Here is an 18812-nt window from a genome sequence, read left to right as displayed (position 1 = left end):
CGCACCTCCGACACAGGTGTGATTTTGGCAGGGATGTGCACTATTTTGACCTGGGGTTCCGCAGCATGCCCGCGGGTCTCTCACAAGCCGACGGACGGCCTTTTTTTACACACAAAAAAAGAGCACCGGGTTATCTCTCCCGATACTCTCGCGGCGTCCGGCCGGTGTACTTTTTAAACACTTTGGAAAAATAAGTCCGGTCCGAATAGCCGAGCTTGGCGGCGATCAGCTCCACCGGGTCTTCCGACATCTGAAGCGCCTTGCAGGCGATTTTCACCTTGTACCGGTGCGCGTAATCGGTGAAGCTCTCACCCGTCAGGCGTTTGAAGTACCGGGAGAAATAGCTCGGATTCATGAACAGGTGCTCCGCCACGTCGATCGAGCTCACGTTCTCTCCCAGGTGCCGGTAAATGTAATCGTCGATCACCTGCAGTTTCGGCTCTTTCACGGCAGGGGCGGCTCCCGTATCGGCTCCGATCATGAGCCGCTGAATCATCCAGCCGAAGACGGCGAGCGCATCATCGACGTGCAGAGCCGTCTGCAGATACGGAATCCATTCGTCTTCCTCCGTGTCCGCGCCGGGCCGGGCCTGCTGAATAATCAGCTGGCGGGCCTTCCGGACGCACAGCCGGTTCAGCTCCTCGGGATCGGCCAGCTTGCCGCACGCCGTCCGGCGGATGCGCTCGATCGCCCCTTCCAGCAGCGCGTGGTCGCGATGGGCCGCGGCCGCTCCGATGTCTTCGAGCTCCTGCCCGAACAGCCCTTCCGCGGGCAAATAGTACACCTCCGACCCGTCGTCGAACTTCGGCGCGGCATACCCCGAGTCCGCGTAATAGAAGCGGTACCGGTTCTTGACCATGCTCCGGAAGGTCGGGCCGGCCGAAGACAGCTCCAGCCTCGCCGGGCTGGTTAAAAACCGCAGGCCCACATGCAGAAACCGGTCGCACTTGTCCCGCAGATCGGCCGTGTAATCGTGCAGGTACTGCTTTTCGTTAAACGTCAGCCCGGGCCGGTAATTGAGCAGAATGACGAGAAAATCGCCCGTGTTGAAAACCGTGACGCCTTCGTACGTCTGGGCCACCTCGCACGCGATGTTGTAAACGCCGTAGCGCAGAAGCGGCATGTCCCGGCTCGCGTATTTTTCGGGAAGCCCGGCGAGAGACAGATGCCCAAGCAGCAGCGCGTAAGCCGGATGCTTCCATTCCACTCCGAGACGCTCGGCATATCCGAGCAGGCCGTCCGCCTCCGTTCCCTTGATCAGCCGCTGAAACAGAGATTCCTTCAGCAGATCCCGGTTGCGGTTTACGTCCTCCCGGTAAGACACCTGCTCCAGACTGACGACGGACTGCTGAATCCGTCCCACGGACTGCTTCAGGCTTCGAAGAAGCTGGTCTTCCGTCAGCTCGTCCTTGATGAGATAATCGTCTGCGTTAAGCAGCAGCGCTTGTTTGGCATAATGAAAATCCTCGTGGCAGGTCAGAAAAATAATCCGGACTCCCGGCTTGATACTCGAGAACTGGGCGGCAAGCTCCAGCCCGTTCATCTGCGGCAGGCCGATATCGGTCACGACAATGTCGGGCAGCAGCTCCTTGAACATCTGCAGCGCCCGCACGCTGGAGTAAGTTTCTCCGGCTACGTGAAGACCGCACGCTTCCCAGTCAATCAGCTTGTGCAAATATTTCAGCATCGGCACATCGTCGTCGATCAGCATGACGTTATACATGGCTCTCCCCCTCCAAAGGTTGAATCGGGAATGACAGCCGCACTGTCACGCCCCCGCTTTCGCTGCGCTCCATTCCCATCTCCGCCGACATGCCGTAGGTCAGCCGCATACGCTGCAGCACGTTAAGCAGGCCGACACGGCGGTACGAGGACTGCTGGTCCGGGTCTTGGTTCAGCACGGCCTGCAGCTCCCGGAGCTGCCCGTCCGTCATTCCTCTGCCGTTATCGGAGATGCGGATCACGATCCGGTCCTCCGCTCGCTCTGCCGTGAGCGTAATAAGACCGCCCTCCTCCTTATCCACGAAACCGTGCACCACCGCGTTCTCGACGATCGGCTGGAGCAGCAGCATCGGCATCGGCTGTCTCTCAAGCTCGGCCGGAATCCGGACGGCAAGCTCCAGCGCGAGATCATTGCGCATGTTCATGATCTCCAGGTAATGCTTCAAAAGCACGCTCTCGCTTAGCAGCGTGGACGGCTCGTTCACTCTCATATAAGCGCGGAGCAAGCTGCTCAGCGAATCGATCATCCGCCCGTGCAGCCTGTCGTCCGACACGTACAGACTGCATTTGATCGAATTCAGCGTATTGAGCAGAAAATGCGGCCGGATCTGGGCGAACAAGGCCTGCAGCTCCAGCACGCGCTTCTGCTCCTGCTCGGTTTCGATGCCGGCGATAAGCCCGTTGATCTCGTCGAGCATCGAGTTAAAGGAGCGGCCGAGATCGCTGATTTCGTCTCTGCCTTTATCCGGGAAGCGGATGCTGCGGTTCCCTTCCCCGAATTGGTGCGCAATCCGCTGAAGCTTGCGGATCGGGCGGTGAAGGCTGCGCGCCAGGAAGAAGGACAGCATCAGGAACATGATGATAAACACCGCTACGGCCATGGCGCTGACAAAGAACGTTTGCGTAATTTGTCCCGTGGCCGTTTTCTCCGGCGTCTCGTACACCAGCTTCCAGTTGCCCTGGGCGATGACCGCCTCGCTGCGGATATTCCGCTCTCCTTGTTTTCTCGGAAGCTCCTGCTCCGAATAAGCGATGGAGGCATTGCCCGCGATGCGCTGCCCGTTCTTCTCGAAAAGCGTAAACTGGCCGGAAGTCGACGACGAAAAGTACGGATCGAAGTACGTGCTGGAAATGCCGATCATCAGCGTTCCGAGCAGGCTTCCGGTTTCCGAGTCCCGGATAACCCTCGACAAGTAGTAGTACGTGTCCTTATCCGGACCCGATCCCGCGACCGTTCCGAGCCATTGGATGCTGGTCGGGTTGTCCAGCACAATCCGCGGCTTGACCGTCTTCCAGTCGCTCTCCATCTGCGGCAGCGTCTGCCCGCTCCCCACGTCCATATACGGTACGATAAAGCCCGTATCGTTAACCAGGAACAGCCGCACATACTTGTTCAAGGCGTTAATCGACACCTGATCGTAGCTGTTGCGGATTTTGGTGTACTTGTTGAAATCGTCAAAGGTATGAATACCGGTCATGCCTTGAATCTCTCGGAGATTGTCCCGGATCTCCACGTTTTGCACGTAGAAATGCGAAGCGAAGGAGATATCGTCCAGCAGTTTCTCGATGTCCTTGGTCATCAGCTGCAAAATCGACTGGTTGGCCGCTTCCATTTTATCCATGGTGGTCCGTTTGATCGTGATGTAAGCGAGCGAGGATACGGTCACGATCGGCAGCAGGATGAAGATCAGGAACGAGAATTGTATTTTGCGGTAAAACGAGCTCTGCAGCATGGCGCTCCTCCTCTGTCCGGACCTTCGCAAGCGCTTTCGTACCGGGTGTTTTTCTCACTATACCAAGAACGCCCGAAAACGGGCTACGGCAAAAACCCCCAGTTCAGGAGGTCTTTGCCGCAGAATCGTCCTTGAATTACTTTTTATTTTTCTCGATGACCTTGTTCGCTTCGTCTACCATCCATTTCTGAACGTCTTCCACTTTCTTGTTGTCCAGAATGAACATGCTGAATCCGTCGGTCAGGATTTTGTCCAGAGCAGCCGCGTAAGAAATGCTGTTCTTGGATGGCGGCAGGGCCTTAATGCCTGCACCGAATAGCGTGTACATCAGGGAATCCACATCGTACAGTTCTTTGTTCTGGCCGATCAGACGTTCCGCAAGCGGCTTGGCATCGCCTTTCTTCCAGCCCGGAAGCTCGGCGCGTGCGTCCGTCAGGTTCGTGGACATGAAGCGCATGAACTGGTAGGCTTCCTGTTTATGCTCGGAGCTTGCGCCTACGGACATGTAGTTGCCCCCCATGAACATATCGGTCGGATCGCCTTTCTTTTGAACCGGTACCGGCGCGACGGCCGTTTTGAACGTATGCGGGAATTTTTGCGTATCCCCGATTTCGCTGATCATCCAGGAACCGGACAGCAGCATAGCCGCTTTCTGGTTAAAGAATTCCGCGCGGTAGTTCAGCTTCGCTCCGATCACGTCTGCGTAAGGCTTGGCCGTTTTGTCTTCCTTCTCCATCGCGCGGCGGAGATTGAAGAAATACGTGTAGGTCGGGCTGTCGAAGTTCGTTTTGCCTTCTTCCGTCAGGAACGGATGCTGCATGTAAATTTGCGCGTCCGGGTTGGCGTACATCGGCCAGTTGTGGAAGTAAGCGCCGTAGCGTTTTTCCGTGCCTTCGCCTTTGTTCAGCTTCTTGGCGTATTCGCGGAATTCATCCCACGTCCAGCCCAGTTTCGGAACCGGCAGGCCCGCTTCGTCCAGAGCGTCTTTATTCAGAAGCACGAAGTTGGTTGTGATGTTGTTTTGGATGCCGTAATACTTGCCTTCAAACTTCGGATTGACGAAGTACTCTTCTTCCGGCTTCACGTTGTCTTTAGCGTAAAATTCATCCAGTGGAGCCAGCACTTTGTTGGCTACACGCGTATCCAGCTCGCTGATGCTCGGGAACATGACGACATCGACTTTCTCGCCGGATGTCAGCAGGACGTCGAGCTTTTTGAGAGACTCCAGGGAGTTCCCCGGTACCAGAGAAATATGCTGAACCTTGATGTTCGGATATTTTTCCTGGAATTGATCGATATATTTCTTGGTCGATTGCGCCTGGGTTTCGTTATCCCAGTTGTAATACTTGATGGTGACCGGTTTGCCGGAGCTGTCTTTGCCTGCGGAGCCTTCTTCGGACTTGCCGCAGCCGCTGAGAACCGTGATGGCCAACATGACGCAGATAAGTACCCATGCCGTCGCCTTTTTCATTGTGTTGTTCCCCCTCAACCTGTATGTGTTTTCCTTTACAATCGGTATTATAGCCCCCGCGCCGGGCAAACGTTGTGCAACAATTTGACTACTTCTGTGAACAATTTTGACTCTGTGCACGATTTTGCGCGTTCGGCACTATCCTTTCACACCGCCGAGGGCAATACCCTTGATCACGTGTTTTTGCAGGGCGATAAAAATAACCAGAAGCGGGATAATGGCGGATAAAGAAGCCATCATGAGCACCGCGAAGTTGTCCGCATAATCGTCCTTGAAGAGCTGAATACCGAGCGTAATCGGATAAAGCTCCTTGTCCAGCAGGAAAATAAGTGGCATCTGGTAGTCGTTCCACGTCCAGATGAATTTGATGATCGCGACTGTCGCTAGAATCGGCTTGCAGAGCGGCAGCATAATCTGCCAGTAAATGCGGAAGTAACCCGCGCCGTCGATTTTGGCGGCTTCGATGAAGTCGCTGTGTATGCTCATCATAAACTGCCGCAGCAAGAATGTGAAATAGATCGAGAACATCATCATCAGGATCAGCGCCAGATGCGTATCGTACAGGCCAAGCCAGCGGATCAGCAGGAAGCGGGGAATCAGCGTTGCCTGTTCCGGCACGATCATAAAGGTCAGAAGCAGCGTAAACGCGATATTGCGTCCCCGGAAGTTCAGCTTCGTGAACGAGAACGCGGCCATCGAGGAGATGATCAGCGTCAGAGCCGTAACGATTACGGACAGTTTGATAGAGTTAAAATAAAACAGGTGAAACGGGACATTGCCGGCCCAGACGGCCTTGAAGTTCCCTAACGCGTTCCATGCCTGCGGAATCCACTGGATCGGGAAGACCATGACGTCCTTCTCGTATTTCATGGCCGCCGAGGTCATCCACAGGAGCGGAATGAGAAAGCACAGGGAGAATAGGCCGATAATCACGGTGTTAAACAATTTCCAGAAGTCGAATTTGCGCAGACTCATACGTGCTTCCTCCTATCCGTAGTGAACCTGGCGCTTCTGAATCTGCCAGGAAATCAGAGTGATAATGCCGACAATGGCGAACAGCAGCCACGAAATCGAAGAAGCGTAGCCCATCCGGAAGTTGCGGAAGCCTTCTTCGTAAATCCGGTAGACCAGTACCGTGGAAGCGTTATTGGGTCCGCCGCTCGTCAAGAAGGCGATCAGATCGAATACCTTGAACGAACCCATCAGCAGCGTGATAAACAGAAACGTATTCGTCGGGCCGAGCATCGGCATCGTGATTTTATAAAACTTCTGAAGGGAGCTCGCGCCGTCGATGCTGGCGGCTTCGTACATATCGTCCGGGATTCCGGACAGGCCCGCCATATAAATAATGATCTGATAGCCCAGTCCCGCCCAGATGGCGATAATCGCAATGGACAGCAGGGCATACTTCGGATCGGCCAGCCACATCGGCGGATTGTCGATTCCCATGCTTTTCAGAAAGCCGTTAATCGGTCCCAGCGAAGGGTGGTACAAAGCGCTCCAGACCGCACCGACCGCGATGATCGACGAAATGTACGGAATAAAAAACGCCACTTTAAAATAGCTCTGCGCGTATACTTTCGTGTGAATCAGCACCGCGAGCACCAGTGACAGCGCCATGCCGACCGGTACCGTAAGAACGGTGTAGATCAAGTTGTTTTTGATCGCGGCAAGAACCTTATCGTCCTGAAACATCTCCACATAGTTTTGCAGACCGACGAATTTGACGGAAGACATCCCGCCCAGCAGGTTCCAATCGCATAAGCTCATATAAAGGGAAAATAAGACCGGGAATAAATACAGCAGCACAATGCCGATCAGCTCCGGGGACAGAAACAGCCAGCCTATCGTCGCTTCTTTCCTCCGGTGATTCCAAAACGGCTTCTTGGGAGCCGACGCGGCCGCCCTGCTCACATTCGAGCTGTCCAGTTTCATACTCAAGCACCTCTCTACCTTGATGGTACCTTCACTATACGATGGCCGGACGGACGGGACCGATTCGGATTCTGACCTAAATGTGCATTATTTTGACTTTGCTTTCGGGGGAGGCCTGAAGGAACTCAAGGAGAAAAACGACTGCCGGACGGTTGCCGGAAGGAGATTGAGAAGAAGGGCTAGAAGAGGACGACCGGCTCAGATCCGAGTGTGTTTGAAAAAAACGGCGGCAAGATCAGTCTCGTCACCCTGACGGGGTAGCCTCAAATCCGCAGCAAATAACCACGGTCGCGGCGACCGTGGTTATTCCGGTTTATTTCCTGTACCTGAGACAACTGCTCTGTCACACGGATGTTTTCTCGTCCGCCGGGAACACAAGCCCGATTTGCCTGCGGGCTTCGTCCATAATTTCCATCGCGGTCAGCGAAACCTCGTGGGAATTGACGGCGGATTCCGTCTTGCCGTCCCGGATCAGGTCTATAAATTCCTGAACCTCGTAATACATGTTCCGCGCGATCTGAGGCTGCGTAAGATCCTCCACGGAGCCGTCCCTGTAGCGGATTTCGACTTTTTCCGGCTGGCTGATCTTATCGATCACCATCGTGCCGTTCTCGCCCTGAATCTCCGAGGACTGATAGGAATGCGTAATTTTCGAATGCATGATAACGGCATCCATCTCTCCGTACTTGAGCAGCACGCTGCCCTCTCCGTCCACACCCGATTCCAGCAGCATGCCGCCCGCCTTGACGGCGTCCGGTTTGCCGAACAGTTGAACGGCCGGATGCACGCAGTATACCCCGAGATCCATCATGGACCCGTTGGAAAAGACGGGATTGAACGCATTCAGGACGGTGCCCTGCTTGTACGCGTCATAGCGCGAAGAATACTGGCAGTAGCTGCCGAAATACCGGCGTACCGGACCGATTTTGTGAAGATTATCCCGGATGGCCTTGAAGTTCGGAAGCAGCGTGGATTTCAAAGCTTCCATCAGCAGCACTTTGTTCTCCTTCGCCGCCTCGATCATCGCGCGGAGTTCCCGCGTATTGGAAGCGATAGGCTTCTCGCACAGCACATGCTTGCCGCCCTTCATCAACACGATGGCCTGTTCGGCGTGAAAAGAATTGGGGCTGGCGATATAGACCGCGTCGAATTCGCCGCTTTGAGCCATGGTTTCCAGGTCCGTATATAGGTGCGGGATATCGAATTTGTCCGCAAATTGCCGTGCGCGCTCCACCGTGCGGGAATAAACCCCGGTGAGCCGGAAGTCTTCCGATTCCCTGCCGGCATGAATAAGCTCTTCCGTAATCCAGTTCGTTCCTACGACTGCAAATCTGATCATCCTCGTCTTCCTTTCTGTTGAAGCGGTATGTACGTGTTCTAGTTTATCATGGCCGGTACTATCGGCAAAATAGCGCTGGCGCTCGGCAACAAGGTTTTGCGGAGTATTTTGTTATGTTTATGTTAGTTTAATTAACATTAAATATATATTTTTAAAAATATGTACTCCAAACTCTTATTTCGTGTTAGTATAACTAACATATAATCAAGAAGGAGCTGCCGCCATGTTTGTTGGTTTGCGTGTCGTCAAGACCGTGATTGCGATTGCCGTCAGCATAACGATCGCCCGGCTCCTCCATCTGGAACCGGATCATTTCGCAGGCATCGTGTCGATGCTGGCCGTCCAGCCGTCCGTCTACCGTTCGCTCCACCATACCTTGTCCCATATGGCCAGTGCCCTGCTGGCCTCTGCACTGGGTATTACGGCGGTCTTGACGCTGGGCAGCGGCCCGCTCGTTATCGCGGCCTCCGCCCTGGTCGTCATGGCGCTTCACGTCAAGCTCGGCCGCACGGCATCCCTGGCGCTCGCCGTCATCGTAACCGTGAACACGATGGGCACAGCCGACGAGCTGACCGGAGGGATGGCCGCCTACAACCAGTTCCTGCTTGTCCTTGTAGGGATGACCGTCGGGACCGCCGTCAACGCGATCCGCAAACCCGTGCACCGGGAACGGGAAGACGTACTTCTGGCGAAGTCCGAGACGATGCTGCGCGTTCTGCTTTATTACATCCAGATCGACCTGCGGGCAGGCAAAATGACGCCTTACAAGCCGGACATGCGGCTGCAGATCGAAGAAGTCCGCTCGTATATCGAGAGCGGCAAAGCCGTCTCCCAGCTCGTCCGCGAAGACCGCTGGCTGAACCGCGGGGACGATCCCGGCGCCGGGGAGCTATTCCAAACCTACGAGACGATGATTGAGCGCATCCGCGATCTCGTCAAAGCGCTCCAGAAAGCGGATCTGTCCCATCCCGAAGCGGTCCGCCTCATCCGAGTGCTCGGTCTTCTCATCCGCGCTCAGGAGAGAACAACGGAGCGGGGACGGTCCGTCCCCCTCCGTTATCTGCTTCCCGTCCTGAAGCCCGCCGCCGTCCAGGACGGCCGGACCGGAGCCGAAGACATCGCGCGCCTGTTCCCGTACTACCAGGCGTACGAATCGATGGCGGACTACGCGCGGGAGCTGGAAGCGAGCCGCCGTGCCGTCGATGCGCGGCCCGCTTTCAGACCCGCGCCCGTCAAACGGCTCGGAACCGCTCTGCGCAGCAAGCTGTTCGATCATCCGGCGGGCTGAAGCCGCAGCGGCAGCCCCGTCTCGGCACCGGCACAATGCTCGCGGAAGCGGGTTCTGCCGGCGCCTTGCGCTCTCCCCGCCCATGCGCGAAAAAGCACCCGCCCGTCGGCTACCGGCGGGAGGCGCTTTTTATGTTTGCGGTCCATGCGTTATGCGACCGTGCGTTATGCGACTGGAGCCATTGTGAGGCTTCACTCCCGCATAATCAACCGGCTCAGCCGCCCCTTTTCAGAGAAGAAACGTTTCCGGCCGACTTCACATTTACCGAAGCCGGAAGCAGAAGCCCGAAGCAGTGGAGAGGACGGAACTCCCCCTCTACAGCTTTTTCACGTCCGGCACCCTAAGCCGCCCGTCTCCCGTAAACCACAGCGGCGCGCTAAGCAAACCGAGCAGCATGGCGGTCAGCGCCGCGGCCGAAGACAGCACGAACATGATCAGAATCTGATAGCGCACCGCCTCCACCGGGTCGGCTCCTGCCGCAATCATACCGGTCATCATGCCGGGAAGCTGGACGAGTCCCGTCGTCTTCATGCCGTCGATCGTCGGAATCATGCCGGAGCGGACCGACCGTTTGATCGACGCGTGAATCGCCTGCTTCGCGGTGGCGCCTAAGGCAAGCAGAGCTTCGATCTCTCCGCGGGCCGCTTCCATTTCCCTTTTCATCGCGTTCAGAAAAAGACCCGCCACGATCATCGAACTGCCGATGGTAATCCCGCTGATCGGGATAATAAACTGCGGAATCGCTTCGATGATGCCAAAACCGAGGAGCAGAGACATCGTCACGGCTTCCGTGCAGGCCAAAGCCAGGGCGATCCGGGTTTTGATGCCGGGAATCTTCTTGGCCCGCTTGCCCACGTTCCAGGTAGCGACCGCGATCATCGCCGCCAGGATCAAGACCATAAACAGCGGGTTCTTGGCATCGAACACCATATGCAGCACATACCCGACAAACAACAGCTGCACGGCGGAACGTATCGTGCCGACGATAATTTCTTTCTCCAGCCCCAGCTTCTGCCTCATGGACAGCAAAATCGTCACGGCCACAAACACCAATGTGCTGGCCAGCGCAAGATTGGACATCAGCACTCCTCCCTTTCCCGGTCCAAACGCGAGATAAAGCGGCGCGCCTGCTCGGTCGAAGGCCCCCCGAAAAATTCTCCGGTCCGCGCCGACTCCATTAGCCGCCCTTCGTCCATAAACCATACGGAATCGCTCGTTTGAGCCGCCTGTTCCAGATCATGCGTAATCCAGACAAGCGACGTGCCGCCGTTTTGCGACCAATCGACGAGCAGGCGTTCAGCCGCCCTCTTGCTGCCGGGATCGAGCGACGCCGTTACCTCGTCGAGGAGCATCACGTCCGGCTGAAGGAGCATAGCCCGGACGAGAGCCGTCCGCTGCTTTTCGCCGCCGGACAAATCTCCGCCCTGCTTCGCCCAGTCCAGCCCCTCCAGGCCGAGCGCAGCCATATACCGCTCTGCAAGTCCGCGGTCGAACGGGGTTCCGTGCAGCCTGCTCACCGTCTGTAAATTCTCCTCCACGCTGCCCGGCAGCATAACCGGCTGCTGGGCGACGTAGCATATTTTTTTGCGCCACTCCTGCGGCTTCCAACCGTCCGAGTTTTTGCCATGAAGCTGGAGTTCCCCTTCGTCCGGCCGGTCGAGACGGGCCAGTATGCGAAGCAGCGTCGTTTTCCCCTGCCCCGACGTCCCGATCACCGCCACCCGTTCCCCTTCTCCCACTTCCCCCGAGATATCCCGGAACAAATAATCGGAGGGGCGGTCATGCCGTTTTTTTGAAATACCGTGCAGAATCAGCCTCGTACCCACTGTGTAACACTCCCTGCCGCAAACGCCTCAAGCATCCGCTAGTCGTTATCCCCCATTATAGCCCGGGACGGACCTGACGAAAATACACGGAGGGAAAGCAATCGTTCCGGGGGAAGCGTTGGAGCCGCGCTTCACCCTCACTTTAACCCGCTCTTTTCTAAACACAAGAGAAAAAAATTCGTGTAACGTTCAACAGGCAATCCGGACTCATGCCGAATTGAACTTGATTATCCGCCTCAATAAACATAGGCTGTTAATGATGAAGCTCATTAACTGTGGTCCTTTCCGGTTTTTCCGGCAAAGACCGCAGCTTTTTTTGATTCGGTTATCTGCGCTTTCTCCACTCGACCGGATGAAAACAAAAAAGAGCGCAGATTCAAAGAAATATTCAGCAGGCTCTCTCCTCATGGACCACATATAAACAAGAAGGCCCCATCCAATTGGACGGGGCCTTCTTGTTTATTACCTAATGTATGGAGCTTGGTCTAATCCTCTTTAGCTCCTCCAGCCGCCCAATAACCAGCCGGGAAAGCTACCAGGAATGCAGCAATAAAGCGAATAGTCATGTTTGAGTCATAGTAAAAATCAAGTCTTGTTGCAATCGTAATGACTGCAAGGACAAAAGGAATGGCCAGAAGTGTTCTTTGGGTGCGAGTTTTCACAGCATCACCACCGTTTTACTTACTTAATTTTAAATCGTAGTAATCTTTAGTAGTCATTACCGTTAAATATTACCAATGATTCACATGGAAATCAAAGGTAAATATGCAGGCGCGTTCGCACAAGAGAACTGTAAACAACGTGTTAGCCATTTTCATGAGTTACTTGGTGAAACATGACAATGACCTTTCACCCAGAAGTAAATCCCGCGCAAAATAAAAGCTGTGGAACTTTCCGGTATTCCCGGCAAAGACCACAGCTTTTTACCTTTTCTATTACCGTTTCTCCGGCTGAGCGGAAGCCAGGCAGTCACCGCTAGCTGTCACCGCTTAGCCGTCACCACCCGCGCTCAATCCGGCCGCTCCAGCGAGAAGATCTCGCCGAGCTTGCTGTAGCTGCTGCCGGCGAGCCGGCTGACCGGACGGAGCGCGGCCGGGTCGATGCGCCCTCCGCTGTACAGCTCGTCGGCGATGTGGAAGCGGACCACGCGACCGATCAGCAAATCGCACGCCGGCACGGATTCGATGCCGCCGAGCGGGATCGACCGCTCCAGCACGCACTCCATGCGGATCTTCGCTTCGGATACGCCAGGCACGGCGATTTTGCCGCTCTCGACGAGCGTAAGTCCCGCAAGCTCGATCTCGCTCTCATCCGACGGCAGCCCGGCCGCGGTCGCATTGATCGCGTCGATGTACGATTCATCGCTGATGTGAACGACGAACGCGCCCAGATCGTGTGCGTTGCGCGCCGTATCCTTCGGCTCTCCGTTCTTCCGCTGGACGGAGACGGAGATCAACGGCGGGTTCGCCGCCACGATGTTGAAGTAACTGAACGGCGCCGCGTTGACGACGCCTTCTTTGGACAGCGTCGTCACGAACGCGACAGGCCGGGGAATGATGCTCCCGATCAGCAGCTTATACGTCTCGCGTTCGCTCTGGCTTTCCGGATCGATCTCAATCATATTCGCTCACTCCTTTCCCGGCTCCGCTTCCGCGGAGCGGGGTATTGTGACGCCGGCGAGGCAGTTCCATTAGGCGGCGCTTCCCGCCCTGCAGAATTCTTCGGTTACGCCGGGACCCTGATCCGTGCCTCGCACGCAGCCTCAGCCCTTAAAATGTTCCGCAAACCACTGTGCTGCGGCGCCAACTTCCGAACCCGTCAGCTGATGGCCGTAGTTCTCCCAGTGGATCTCCACTTCGGCGCCCGCCGATTCCAGCACACTCTTGAGCTCCTCCGTCTCGCCCGGCGTGCAGAGCGGATCGTTCTTGCCCGCCCCGATAAAAACGGGCAGACCCGCGGAATCCGGTAGCTCGATTCCTCTGCGGGGCACCATCGGGTGATGGAGGATCGCCCCTTTCAAAACCTGCTTGTAATGGAAAAGCAAGCTGCCCGCAATGTTCGCCCCGTTGGAGTAGCCGACGGCAACGAGATTGCCGCGGTCGAATCCGTACTGCTCCGCCGCCTCGTTCAGAAACGCGTAAAGCTCCTCCGTGCGGAATACGAGATCTTCTTCGTCGAATATACCCTCTGCCAGCCTGCGGAAAAAGCGCGGCATCCCGTTTTCGAGCACGTTGCCCCGGACACTCAGCACGGAAGACTCCGGCGAGATGCGCTCGGCCAGCGGAAGCAGATCGCGCTCGGTTCCTCCCGTCCCGTGGAAAAGAACCAGGACAGGCGCCGCCGGATTGCTTCCTTCGCGGTACACATGCTTCATCGTCATTGTTTATCCGCCTCCAATACACGGACTTCGATAGGAGGAAGTCCTTTCTGAATAGTCGCCCGGTGAGGTTCATACCACTCCGGCAGCACAAGCTCTTCGCCCAGCGCCTCGAACGGTTCGTCGCGCGTGAAGCCCGGAGGATCTGTGGCGATTTCGAACAAGATTCCGCCCGCCTCGCGGAAGTAAATCGCGTTAAAATACTGGCGGTCGATTACCGGCGTAGGCTCGAATCCGTTCGTCTGGACATGATCTCTCCAGTCCTCGTGGTCTTCGAAGTCTTTGGCCCGCCAAGCGATATGATGGACCGTACCCGATCCGCCCGAGCCTTGAGGCACCGCGTCTTTTTTGATATCCACCACGTTGCCGATGTCGCCTTCCGATACGAAACGGACCAGGCCGTCTTCCTCGGCGGTTCTTGTCAGCCCCATGACATGCTCAACGGTATGCATCGTGCTTTCCGGCACCAGACTGTACAGTACCGCGCCCCCGAAGCCTTTGATCGCTTTGTCGGCAGGCACGCCGCCGAACGACCATTTGCTGTCCGCTCCTTCCGCACGCTCCACCAGCTCAAGCTCCAGGCCGTCCTTGTCCTGAAACTGAATATACGTTTCCGAGAAACGCTCCGTCTCTTGGAACGGAATATCCAGCTTCCGCAGCCGCTCTTTCCAGAAAGGCAGTGCTCCCCGGGGAACCGCATAGGTCACGATGCCGACCTGCCCGCCTCCGATACGGCCTTTGCGCGACGTGGCCCAAGGGAAGAATGTAATAGCCGTGCCCGGGCTTCCCGATTCATTTCCGAAATACAGATGATACACTTCCGGCGCATCGAAGTTGATCGTTTTTTTCACGAGTCTAAGACCGAGCACACCCGCGTAAAAATCAACGTTCGCCTGCGCGTCTTTTACAAAAGCGGTTATATGATGAATGCCTGCTGTTTTTTTCGTCATGATTCAGCACCTCTTCGGTTTTAATATAGGTTGGCTTTACAGGAGAAAATTAGTCGGGAGCTTCTCAGAATGAGTCCCTGCTTACGAATTCGCCGACCGGCTTGCGGTAGCCCCGCGGCCTTTGGCCGGAAACGTCTTCCTTGCCTATGGTAATGAGCAGGGCCGGTACATACCGGTCCGGGATGTTCAGCGCCTCGCGCATTGCGTCCGGATCGAAACCGATCATCGGGCAAGTGTCCCACCCTCTGTCTTTGGCGGCCAGCATGAAGGTCATCGCCGTCAAGCTCGCGTTGCGGATCGCTTCGTCGCGTTTGAACGCTTCGCCTCTATCCTCGTAGAACGCCGTGACCGCTTGGATCGTCTGATCGTATTCCTGCTTGGTGATCACGCCCAGATTCAGCAGCCCTTCGTTGATCTTACCGGCCTCGTGATGGGCGTCCATATGACCGAGCACCAGAATCGCGGCCGACGCCATTTTTACCTTGTACTGCTTGTTAGCGGCCTCATACACCCGCTCCTTTACCGCGGGATCTTTCACGACCACGTAATGCGCGTGCTGCAAATTAAAAGCCGACGGCGTATATTTGACCAGGCTGAAAATCGCATCCAATTCCTGATCCGGCAGCTCGACACCTTGAACGAATTTGGTGGCCGATCTGCGTTCTTTTAATACCGTTTCGAAATCATTCATGAAAATCTCTCCTCTATTTCGGCAGTGGTAGGTTTTTGCGTCTATATCAACCGTCAAGCTGGTGCTTGCGGGAAATGTATGTCGGTCGCGCCGGGACTTATTTTGCGGGTAACATGTCGGACAAAAGATCGCTTACGGCAGGTCGATCAGCATGAGACGGGCTCCCGTCTCCGTATGCAGGTCGAGCCGCTCCTGCTCCGTAATGCGTGCCGCGTCCCTGCGGGAGAGCTTGTAAGCGCCGTCCGCCGCGACGGAGCCTTCGATGACGAAGACGTACATCCGTCTTCCCGGCTTCTGGCTGAAAGCCAGCGTATGTCCCGGCTCCAGCTCGGCCAGGTAGAGCGTAAGATCCTGATGAATGCGGGCCGGCTTCATCCCGTCACCGTCAGCACCTGCGGCGGTTTCCCGCTGCCGCCCCGTTACGACGGGGACCCATTCGTTACGCCGGGTGCCCAGATCGTAAGAAGCCTGTTCATAGGAAGGGGTCAGCCCTTCTTCATCCGGGGTAAACCAGAGCTGGAGCAGCTCCACTTCTTCCGAAGCCGAAGGATTCGTCTCGGAATGCTCGATGCCGATCCCCGCCGTCATCCGTTGGACCTCTCCCGCACGCATGACGGTTTTGTTGCCCAGCGTGTCTTCATGCTGAAGCTCTCCCCGGAGCACTATCGTCACGATCTCCATTTCCTCGTGCCTGTGGAAATCGAATCCTTTTAAAGGCTGCACCCTGTCATCGTTGAACACCCTCAGCGGCCCGAACTCCGTATTGCCCGGATCGAAATATCCGCCGAATGAAAAACTGTGGCTCGTATACAGCCAGCCGTGATTTCTCGTAATGCGCGCCAGCGCTCCATGTACTTTGATCATGAGAACCGCTCCCCTCATCCCAATTATCTCTACATAAAATCTTAATTTTGATTATCTTAATTTTAAGATAGTTGCCAAAAAAATTTTCAGCTCTGCTTTTGAGCCGCCGTGCCCAGCTTTTTGATCAGCCCGATCGCCAGCTTCTTCTCTTCGGCCGTCAATCCGCCCATGCTCGCTTTTACAACCTCGGCATGCTCGGGAAAAATATCGTTAAACAGCGCCGTACCCTGCTCCGTAATCTCCGCATAAGTCACCCGGCGGTCACTCGGACACGAGACGCGTCTCAGAAGCTCTTTCTTCTCCAGCTTGTCGATATTGTAGGTGATGCTTCCGCTGGTCACAAGAATTTTGTCTCCGATCTGCTGAAGCGGAAATTTTCCTTTATGGTACAAAAGCTCCAATATGGCGAACTCCGAAGGAGACAAGCCGTGTCTTTTCATATCTTTGACCGAGCGGTCCATAATGACCTTCTGGGCTTTCGAAAGGACGACAAACAATTTAAGCGCCAAGTCGGTTTCTTCATTTACCAAAGTGCTGTCCTGTTCTTGCATGCGGTTCACCGCCGTTTCGTTTATATCTCAAAATTAAATATCTTTAATTTAAGATAAATATACACCTCTTCGAAAGAGGTGTCAAGCACATTCGGAATATGGGTCCGGAACTTTTTTGCCTGCATAAATAACACAGGCGCCTACTCCGGCGAAGGCCCCAGCGGGATGCGGTACTGCGAGCATTCTTCCACGATATGCTCCCCTTGCGAATAAATCCAGCGGAAGCGGAAGTGACTGCCGCCATAGCCCGTTTTCTCGCGTATATCGGGCACGACCACCGTCTCCATATTGTCCAGCAGCGTCCGCTGCATATCCGTCAACCTCTGCTCGTTTGCCTTCCGGCGCTCCTCCGCTTCCTCTTCGGACGACGAAGTCTGGAGGTAATACTCGCGGCCGACCTCTTCGGCGCTCCAATCCTGCGGCAGAGGCGCTCCCGAACCGCGGAATATTTCTTTCACCGTTTCAATCCAATCGTTGTAAAGATCCATTTCTACTTTCAAAATCAGGTCCCCCGTTCTTCCGACTTTACCGGTTGTCTCTCTGATTTTACCCTATTCCGGGGCGTTTTGGACAGAGAGCGGGACGCATACTCCAAATAGCATCCGGTTAAGCCATCCGGCATAGGACGACGCTGAACTGACCGAACATTCGGCTTCGAAGGATTCCTAGCTATAATCCGCATTCATTCCAAAACCGGCTTGTATCCAATAAAAAAAGAACCCTTCCCGGCGGAAAGGTTCCGCTTCATCAGCGTTCGCAGGCAATCTGGTCTTTGTCCCGGTCGAGCTTCTTGTTCGCGTCGTAGAGTTCTTTAGAAGCGTAAGGCTTGTACTTGGTTTTGCCGCCTTTGTTCTTTGTCGAATCCGAACGGGCGACACCGCCCTTGTAGTCTTTGTTGAGTTCGGTGCAATTTTTGTAAGTCTTGGCCGCCTTCGCCGCCGCGTGATCGCTCAAACCGAGAGGCAGGGCGACAAACAAAGCTGCCGCAAGCACCGCTACAATTTTTTTCTTCATCCTCGTTATCCCCTTATGAACGAAATTTTCACCATACAAACCTATCATAAAGGGTCAGGTTATTGTTTCCAATACGCTTTGAGCCTTGTTAGCTAAAAGTTTCATAAAGTTTATACGGCGGTGTCCAGCAAAGCCGCGAGCCCTCTCTTCTTATCCGGACTGATCCCGCGGACTATGGCCGCAAACAAACGGTAACACCCGTACCCGACCATAACGCCGATAAAATTCAGCAGCACATCGTTCACATCTACTGTCCGGTATGCGGCACGGATAAGCAGGGAAAGAACCAACTGGGCGCCCTCGATTGCCAAGCCGAACATGACTCCAGCCAGAAGCATACGTTTAAAACTCACCTTCCGGAGAAAAGGCAGCCCGAACCCGAACGGAACCGAAAGCAAAATATTGTTGTAAATTTGCGCGTCGTCCCAGCGGATGAAGTGAGTCGGATTAAACTTCCTCCAAACTATTCCCGATCTTCGACAACAACCTCGATATCCTTAAATAAGATATTGTCATACAGAGTCACATGCCAAACTTTCTTTTCGTTGTCCAGAGAGATTTTCTTCACAGTCGGGATGCGGGTCTTTTCCTGTTCGAACGCTTTTCGAAGCGCCTCTTCGGGCTCGAGTACCGCTCCCTCGGACTTCTCCAATTTTTCTTTAGAGAGGAAGGTGCCGCTTGTTTGTCCCGGATAGGACGTCATGGTAACTCCTATAGTCTCAACCGTAACTTTCTCACCTACGTTAACCTGATCCGCAATTCCCGCTATCCAATCCGCATCGTATCTTTCATTGTTCGATAACCTTTCCGTATCGCTCACAAGCAGCGCCCGGTTCGCCTTCGTGTCCTTTTGCGCCACATATCCGGTAAAAGACCCTTTTGACTGTTCCGGACTTTCTATACATCCCGGCAAGCAGCCAAGCAAGAAAATAACTAGAAGGATGTTTCGGAGCATACACGGTCCTCCTTATTTGTTCACTTATTTCCACATCCTTACAGACTCCGTTTCTTCAAAAAAAGTTTCTCTTCATTCATTCTTCTTCTCTGCCTG

Annotated in this window: 20 protein-coding genes; 1 reads left to right on the top strand and 19 read right to left on the bottom strand. The window is 55.1% G+C overall.

Annotation, left to right across the window (positions count from 1 at the left end; translation table 11 throughout):
• Nucleotides 1–130 precede the first annotated feature (130 nt).
• From ABH899_RS20830 to ABH899_RS20805, 6 genes are all read right to left on the bottom strand, one after another.
• Complete coding sequence (locus ABH899_RS20830) at nt 131–1723, bottom strand: response regulator transcription factor (RefSeq protein ID WP_370000126.1); 1593 nt, start codon at nt 1721–1723, stop codon at nt 131–133.
• Entirely contained in the window at nt 1716–3455 is a 1740-nt protein-coding gene (locus ABH899_RS20825) for a sensor histidine kinase (RefSeq protein WP_218228962.1), read from the bottom strand. Before ABH899_RS20825 ends, ABH899_RS20830 begins: the two co-directional genes overlap by 8 nt.
• 136 nt (nt 3456–3591) lie before the next feature.
• On the bottom strand, nt 3592–4926 hold the full coding sequence (locus ABH899_RS20820) for an ABC transporter substrate-binding protein (RefSeq protein WP_370000122.1): 1335 nt from the start codon (nt 4924–4926) through the stop codon (nt 3592–3594).
• A gap of 138 nt (nt 4927–5064) precedes the next feature.
• On the bottom strand, nt 5065–5901 hold the full coding sequence (locus ABH899_RS20815) for a carbohydrate ABC transporter permease (RefSeq protein WP_009672256.1): 837 nt from the start codon (nt 5899–5901) through the stop codon (nt 5065–5067).
• Nucleotides 5902–5913: 12 nt separating this feature from the next.
• A complete protein-coding gene (locus ABH899_RS20810) occupies nt 5914–6861 on the bottom strand; it encodes a carbohydrate ABC transporter permease (protein WP_009672143.1) in 948 nt (315 codons plus the stop codon).
• A gap of 343 nt (nt 6862–7204) precedes the next feature.
• On the bottom strand, nt 7205–8200 hold the full coding sequence (locus tag ABH899_RS20805; RefSeq protein ID WP_370000117.1) for a Gfo/Idh/MocA family protein: 996 nt from the start codon (nt 8198–8200) through the stop codon (nt 7205–7207).
• Nucleotides 8201–8423: 223 nt separating this feature from the next.
• Between ABH899_RS20805 and ABH899_RS20800 the strand changes: the two genes are divergently transcribed.
• Entirely contained in the window at nt 8424–9488 is a 1065-nt protein-coding gene (locus ABH899_RS20800; protein WP_370000115.1) for an FUSC family protein, read from the top strand.
• A gap of 315 nt (nt 9489–9803) precedes the next feature.
• On the opposite strand, the gene ABH899_RS20795 is transcribed toward ABH899_RS20800, so the two are convergent.
• The 13 genes from ABH899_RS20795 to ABH899_RS20735 form a co-directional block, all read right to left on the bottom strand.
• A complete protein-coding gene (locus tag ABH899_RS20795) occupies nt 9804–10568 on the bottom strand; it encodes an ABC transporter permease (RefSeq protein WP_370000112.1) in 765 nt (254 codons plus the stop codon).
• On the bottom strand, nt 10568–11314 hold the full coding sequence (locus ABH899_RS20790) for an ABC transporter ATP-binding protein (protein WP_370000109.1): 747 nt from the start codon (nt 11312–11314) through the stop codon (nt 10568–10570). Before ABH899_RS20790 ends, ABH899_RS20795 begins: the two co-directional genes overlap by 1 nt.
• 485 nt (nt 11315–11799) lie before the next feature.
• Nucleotides 11800–11976: a hypothetical protein gene (locus tag ABH899_RS20785; protein ID WP_170318607.1), complete on the bottom strand. Its 177-nt coding sequence runs from the start codon at nt 11974–11976 to the stop codon at nt 11800–11802.
• Nucleotides 11977–12323: 347 nt separating this feature from the next.
• The gene (locus ABH899_RS20780; protein ID WP_370000105.1) at nt 12324–12935 is read right to left on the bottom strand and encodes a flavin reductase family protein; all 612 of its coding nucleotides are present in this window, start codon (nt 12933–12935) and stop codon (nt 12324–12326) included.
• Nucleotides 12936–13076: 141 nt separating this feature from the next.
• Nucleotides 13077–13688 carry an alpha/beta hydrolase gene (locus ABH899_RS20775; RefSeq protein ID WP_370000430.1) on the bottom strand — a complete coding sequence of 204 codons (612 nt, stop codon included), beginning with the start codon at nt 13686–13688 and terminating at the stop codon, nt 13077–13079.
• A 2-nt stretch (nt 13689–13690) separates the two neighbouring features.
• The gene (locus tag ABH899_RS20770; protein ID WP_370000102.1) at nt 13691–14641 is read right to left on the bottom strand and encodes a ring-cleaving dioxygenase; all 951 of its coding nucleotides are present in this window, start codon (nt 14639–14641) and stop codon (nt 13691–13693) included.
• Nucleotides 14642–14705: 64 nt separating this feature from the next.
• A complete protein-coding gene (locus tag ABH899_RS20765; RefSeq protein WP_370000099.1) occupies nt 14706–15332 on the bottom strand; it encodes a nitroreductase family protein in 627 nt (208 codons plus the stop codon).
• 132 nt (nt 15333–15464) lie between these two features.
• Nucleotides 15465–16196 carry a pirin family protein gene (locus ABH899_RS20760; protein WP_370000096.1) on the bottom strand — a complete coding sequence of 244 codons (732 nt, stop codon included), beginning with the start codon at nt 16194–16196 and terminating at the stop codon, nt 15465–15467.
• A gap of 86 nt (nt 16197–16282) precedes the next feature.
• Complete coding sequence (locus tag ABH899_RS20755) at nt 16283–16747, bottom strand: MarR family winged helix-turn-helix transcriptional regulator (protein WP_009672080.1); 465 nt, start codon at nt 16745–16747, stop codon at nt 16283–16285.
• A 140-nt stretch (nt 16748–16887) separates the two neighbouring features.
• Nucleotides 16888–17247 carry a hypothetical protein gene (locus tag ABH899_RS20750; RefSeq protein WP_370000093.1) on the bottom strand — a complete coding sequence of 120 codons (360 nt, stop codon included), beginning with the start codon at nt 17245–17247 and terminating at the stop codon, nt 16888–16890.
• A 247-nt stretch (nt 17248–17494) separates the two neighbouring features.
• A complete protein-coding gene (locus tag ABH899_RS20745) occupies nt 17495–17761 on the bottom strand; it encodes an excalibur calcium-binding domain-containing protein (RefSeq protein WP_370000090.1) in 267 nt (88 codons plus the stop codon).
• A 110-nt stretch (nt 17762–17871) separates the two neighbouring features.
• Nucleotides 17872–18195 carry a VanZ family protein gene (locus ABH899_RS20740; RefSeq protein WP_370000428.1) on the bottom strand — a complete coding sequence of 108 codons (324 nt, stop codon included), beginning with the start codon at nt 18193–18195 and terminating at the stop codon, nt 17872–17874.
• A 29-nt stretch (nt 18196–18224) separates the two neighbouring features.
• Nucleotides 18225–18716, bottom strand: a complete 492-nt coding sequence (locus ABH899_RS20735) for a hypothetical protein (RefSeq protein WP_370000088.1) — start codon at nt 18714–18716, stop codon at nt 18225–18227.
• Between the last annotated feature and the right edge of the window lie 96 nt (nt 18717–18812).

This window comes from Paenibacillus sp. RC84, assembly GCF_041260495.1.
In the GTDB taxonomy this organism is placed as follows: Bacteria; Bacillota; Bacilli; order Paenibacillales; family NBRC-103111; genus Paenibacillus_F.
Note: the sequence above shows the minus strand (reverse complement) of the source record. Positions and strands in the feature narration are given on the sequence as shown.

What these genes read in the sequence shown, in the direction of transcription:
- ABH899_RS20735 (WP_370000088.1), bottom strand. Translation starts at nt 18,716, where the DNA reads ATGCTCCGAAACATCCTTCTAGTTATTTTCTTGCTTGGCTGCTTGCCG.
- ABH899_RS20760 (WP_370000096.1), bottom strand. Translation starts at nt 16,196, where the DNA reads ATGATCAAAGTACATGGAGCGCTGGCGCGCATTACGAGAAATCACGGC.
- ABH899_RS20755 (WP_009672080.1), bottom strand. Translation starts at nt 16,747, where the DNA reads ATGCAAGAACAGGACAGCACTTTGGTAAATGAAGAAACCGACTTGGCG.
- ABH899_RS20775 (WP_370000430.1), bottom strand. Translation starts at nt 13,688, where the DNA reads ATGAAGCATGTGTACCGCGAAGGAAGCAATCCGGCGGCGCCTGTCCTG.
- ABH899_RS20805 (WP_370000117.1), bottom strand. Translation starts at nt 8,200, where the DNA reads ATGATCAGATTTGCAGTCGTAGGAACGAACTGGATTACGGAAGAGCTT.
- ABH899_RS20770 (WP_370000102.1), bottom strand. Translation starts at nt 14,641, where the DNA reads ATGACGAAAAAAACAGCAGGCATTCATCATATAACCGCTTTTGTAAAA.
- ABH899_RS20800 (WP_370000115.1), top strand. Translation starts at nt 8,424, where the DNA reads ATGTTTGTTGGTTTGCGTGTCGTCAAGACCGTGATTGCGATTGCCGTC.
- ABH899_RS20745 (WP_370000090.1), bottom strand. Translation starts at nt 17,761, where the DNA reads ATGAAGAAAAAAATTGTAGCGGTGCTTGCGGCAGCTTTGTTTGTCGCC.
- ABH899_RS20810 (WP_009672143.1), bottom strand. Translation starts at nt 6,861, where the DNA reads ATGAAACTGGACAGCTCGAATGTGAGCAGGGCGGCCGCGTCGGCTCCC.
- ABH899_RS20765 (WP_370000099.1), bottom strand. Translation starts at nt 15,332, where the DNA reads ATGAATGATTTCGAAACGGTATTAAAAGAACGCAGATCGGCCACCAAA.
- ABH899_RS20815 (WP_009672256.1), bottom strand. Translation starts at nt 5,901, where the DNA reads ATGAGTCTGCGCAAATTCGACTTCTGGAAATTGTTTAACACCGTGATT.
- ABH899_RS20825 (WP_218228962.1), bottom strand. Translation starts at nt 3,455, where the DNA reads ATGCTGCAGAGCTCGTTTTACCGCAAAATACAATTCTCGTTCCTGATC.
- ABH899_RS20830 (WP_370000126.1), bottom strand. Translation starts at nt 1,723, where the DNA reads ATGTATAACGTCATGCTGATCGACGACGATGTGCCGATGCTGAAATAT.
- ABH899_RS20795 (WP_370000112.1), bottom strand. Translation starts at nt 10,568, where the DNA reads ATGTCCAATCTTGCGCTGGCCAGCACATTGGTGTTTGTGGCCGTGACG.
- ABH899_RS20780 (WP_370000105.1), bottom strand. Translation starts at nt 12,935, where the DNA reads ATGATTGAGATCGATCCGGAAAGCCAGAGCGAACGCGAGACGTATAAG.
- ABH899_RS20820 (WP_370000122.1), bottom strand. Translation starts at nt 4,926, where the DNA reads ATGAAAAAGGCGACGGCATGGGTACTTATCTGCGTCATGTTGGCCATC.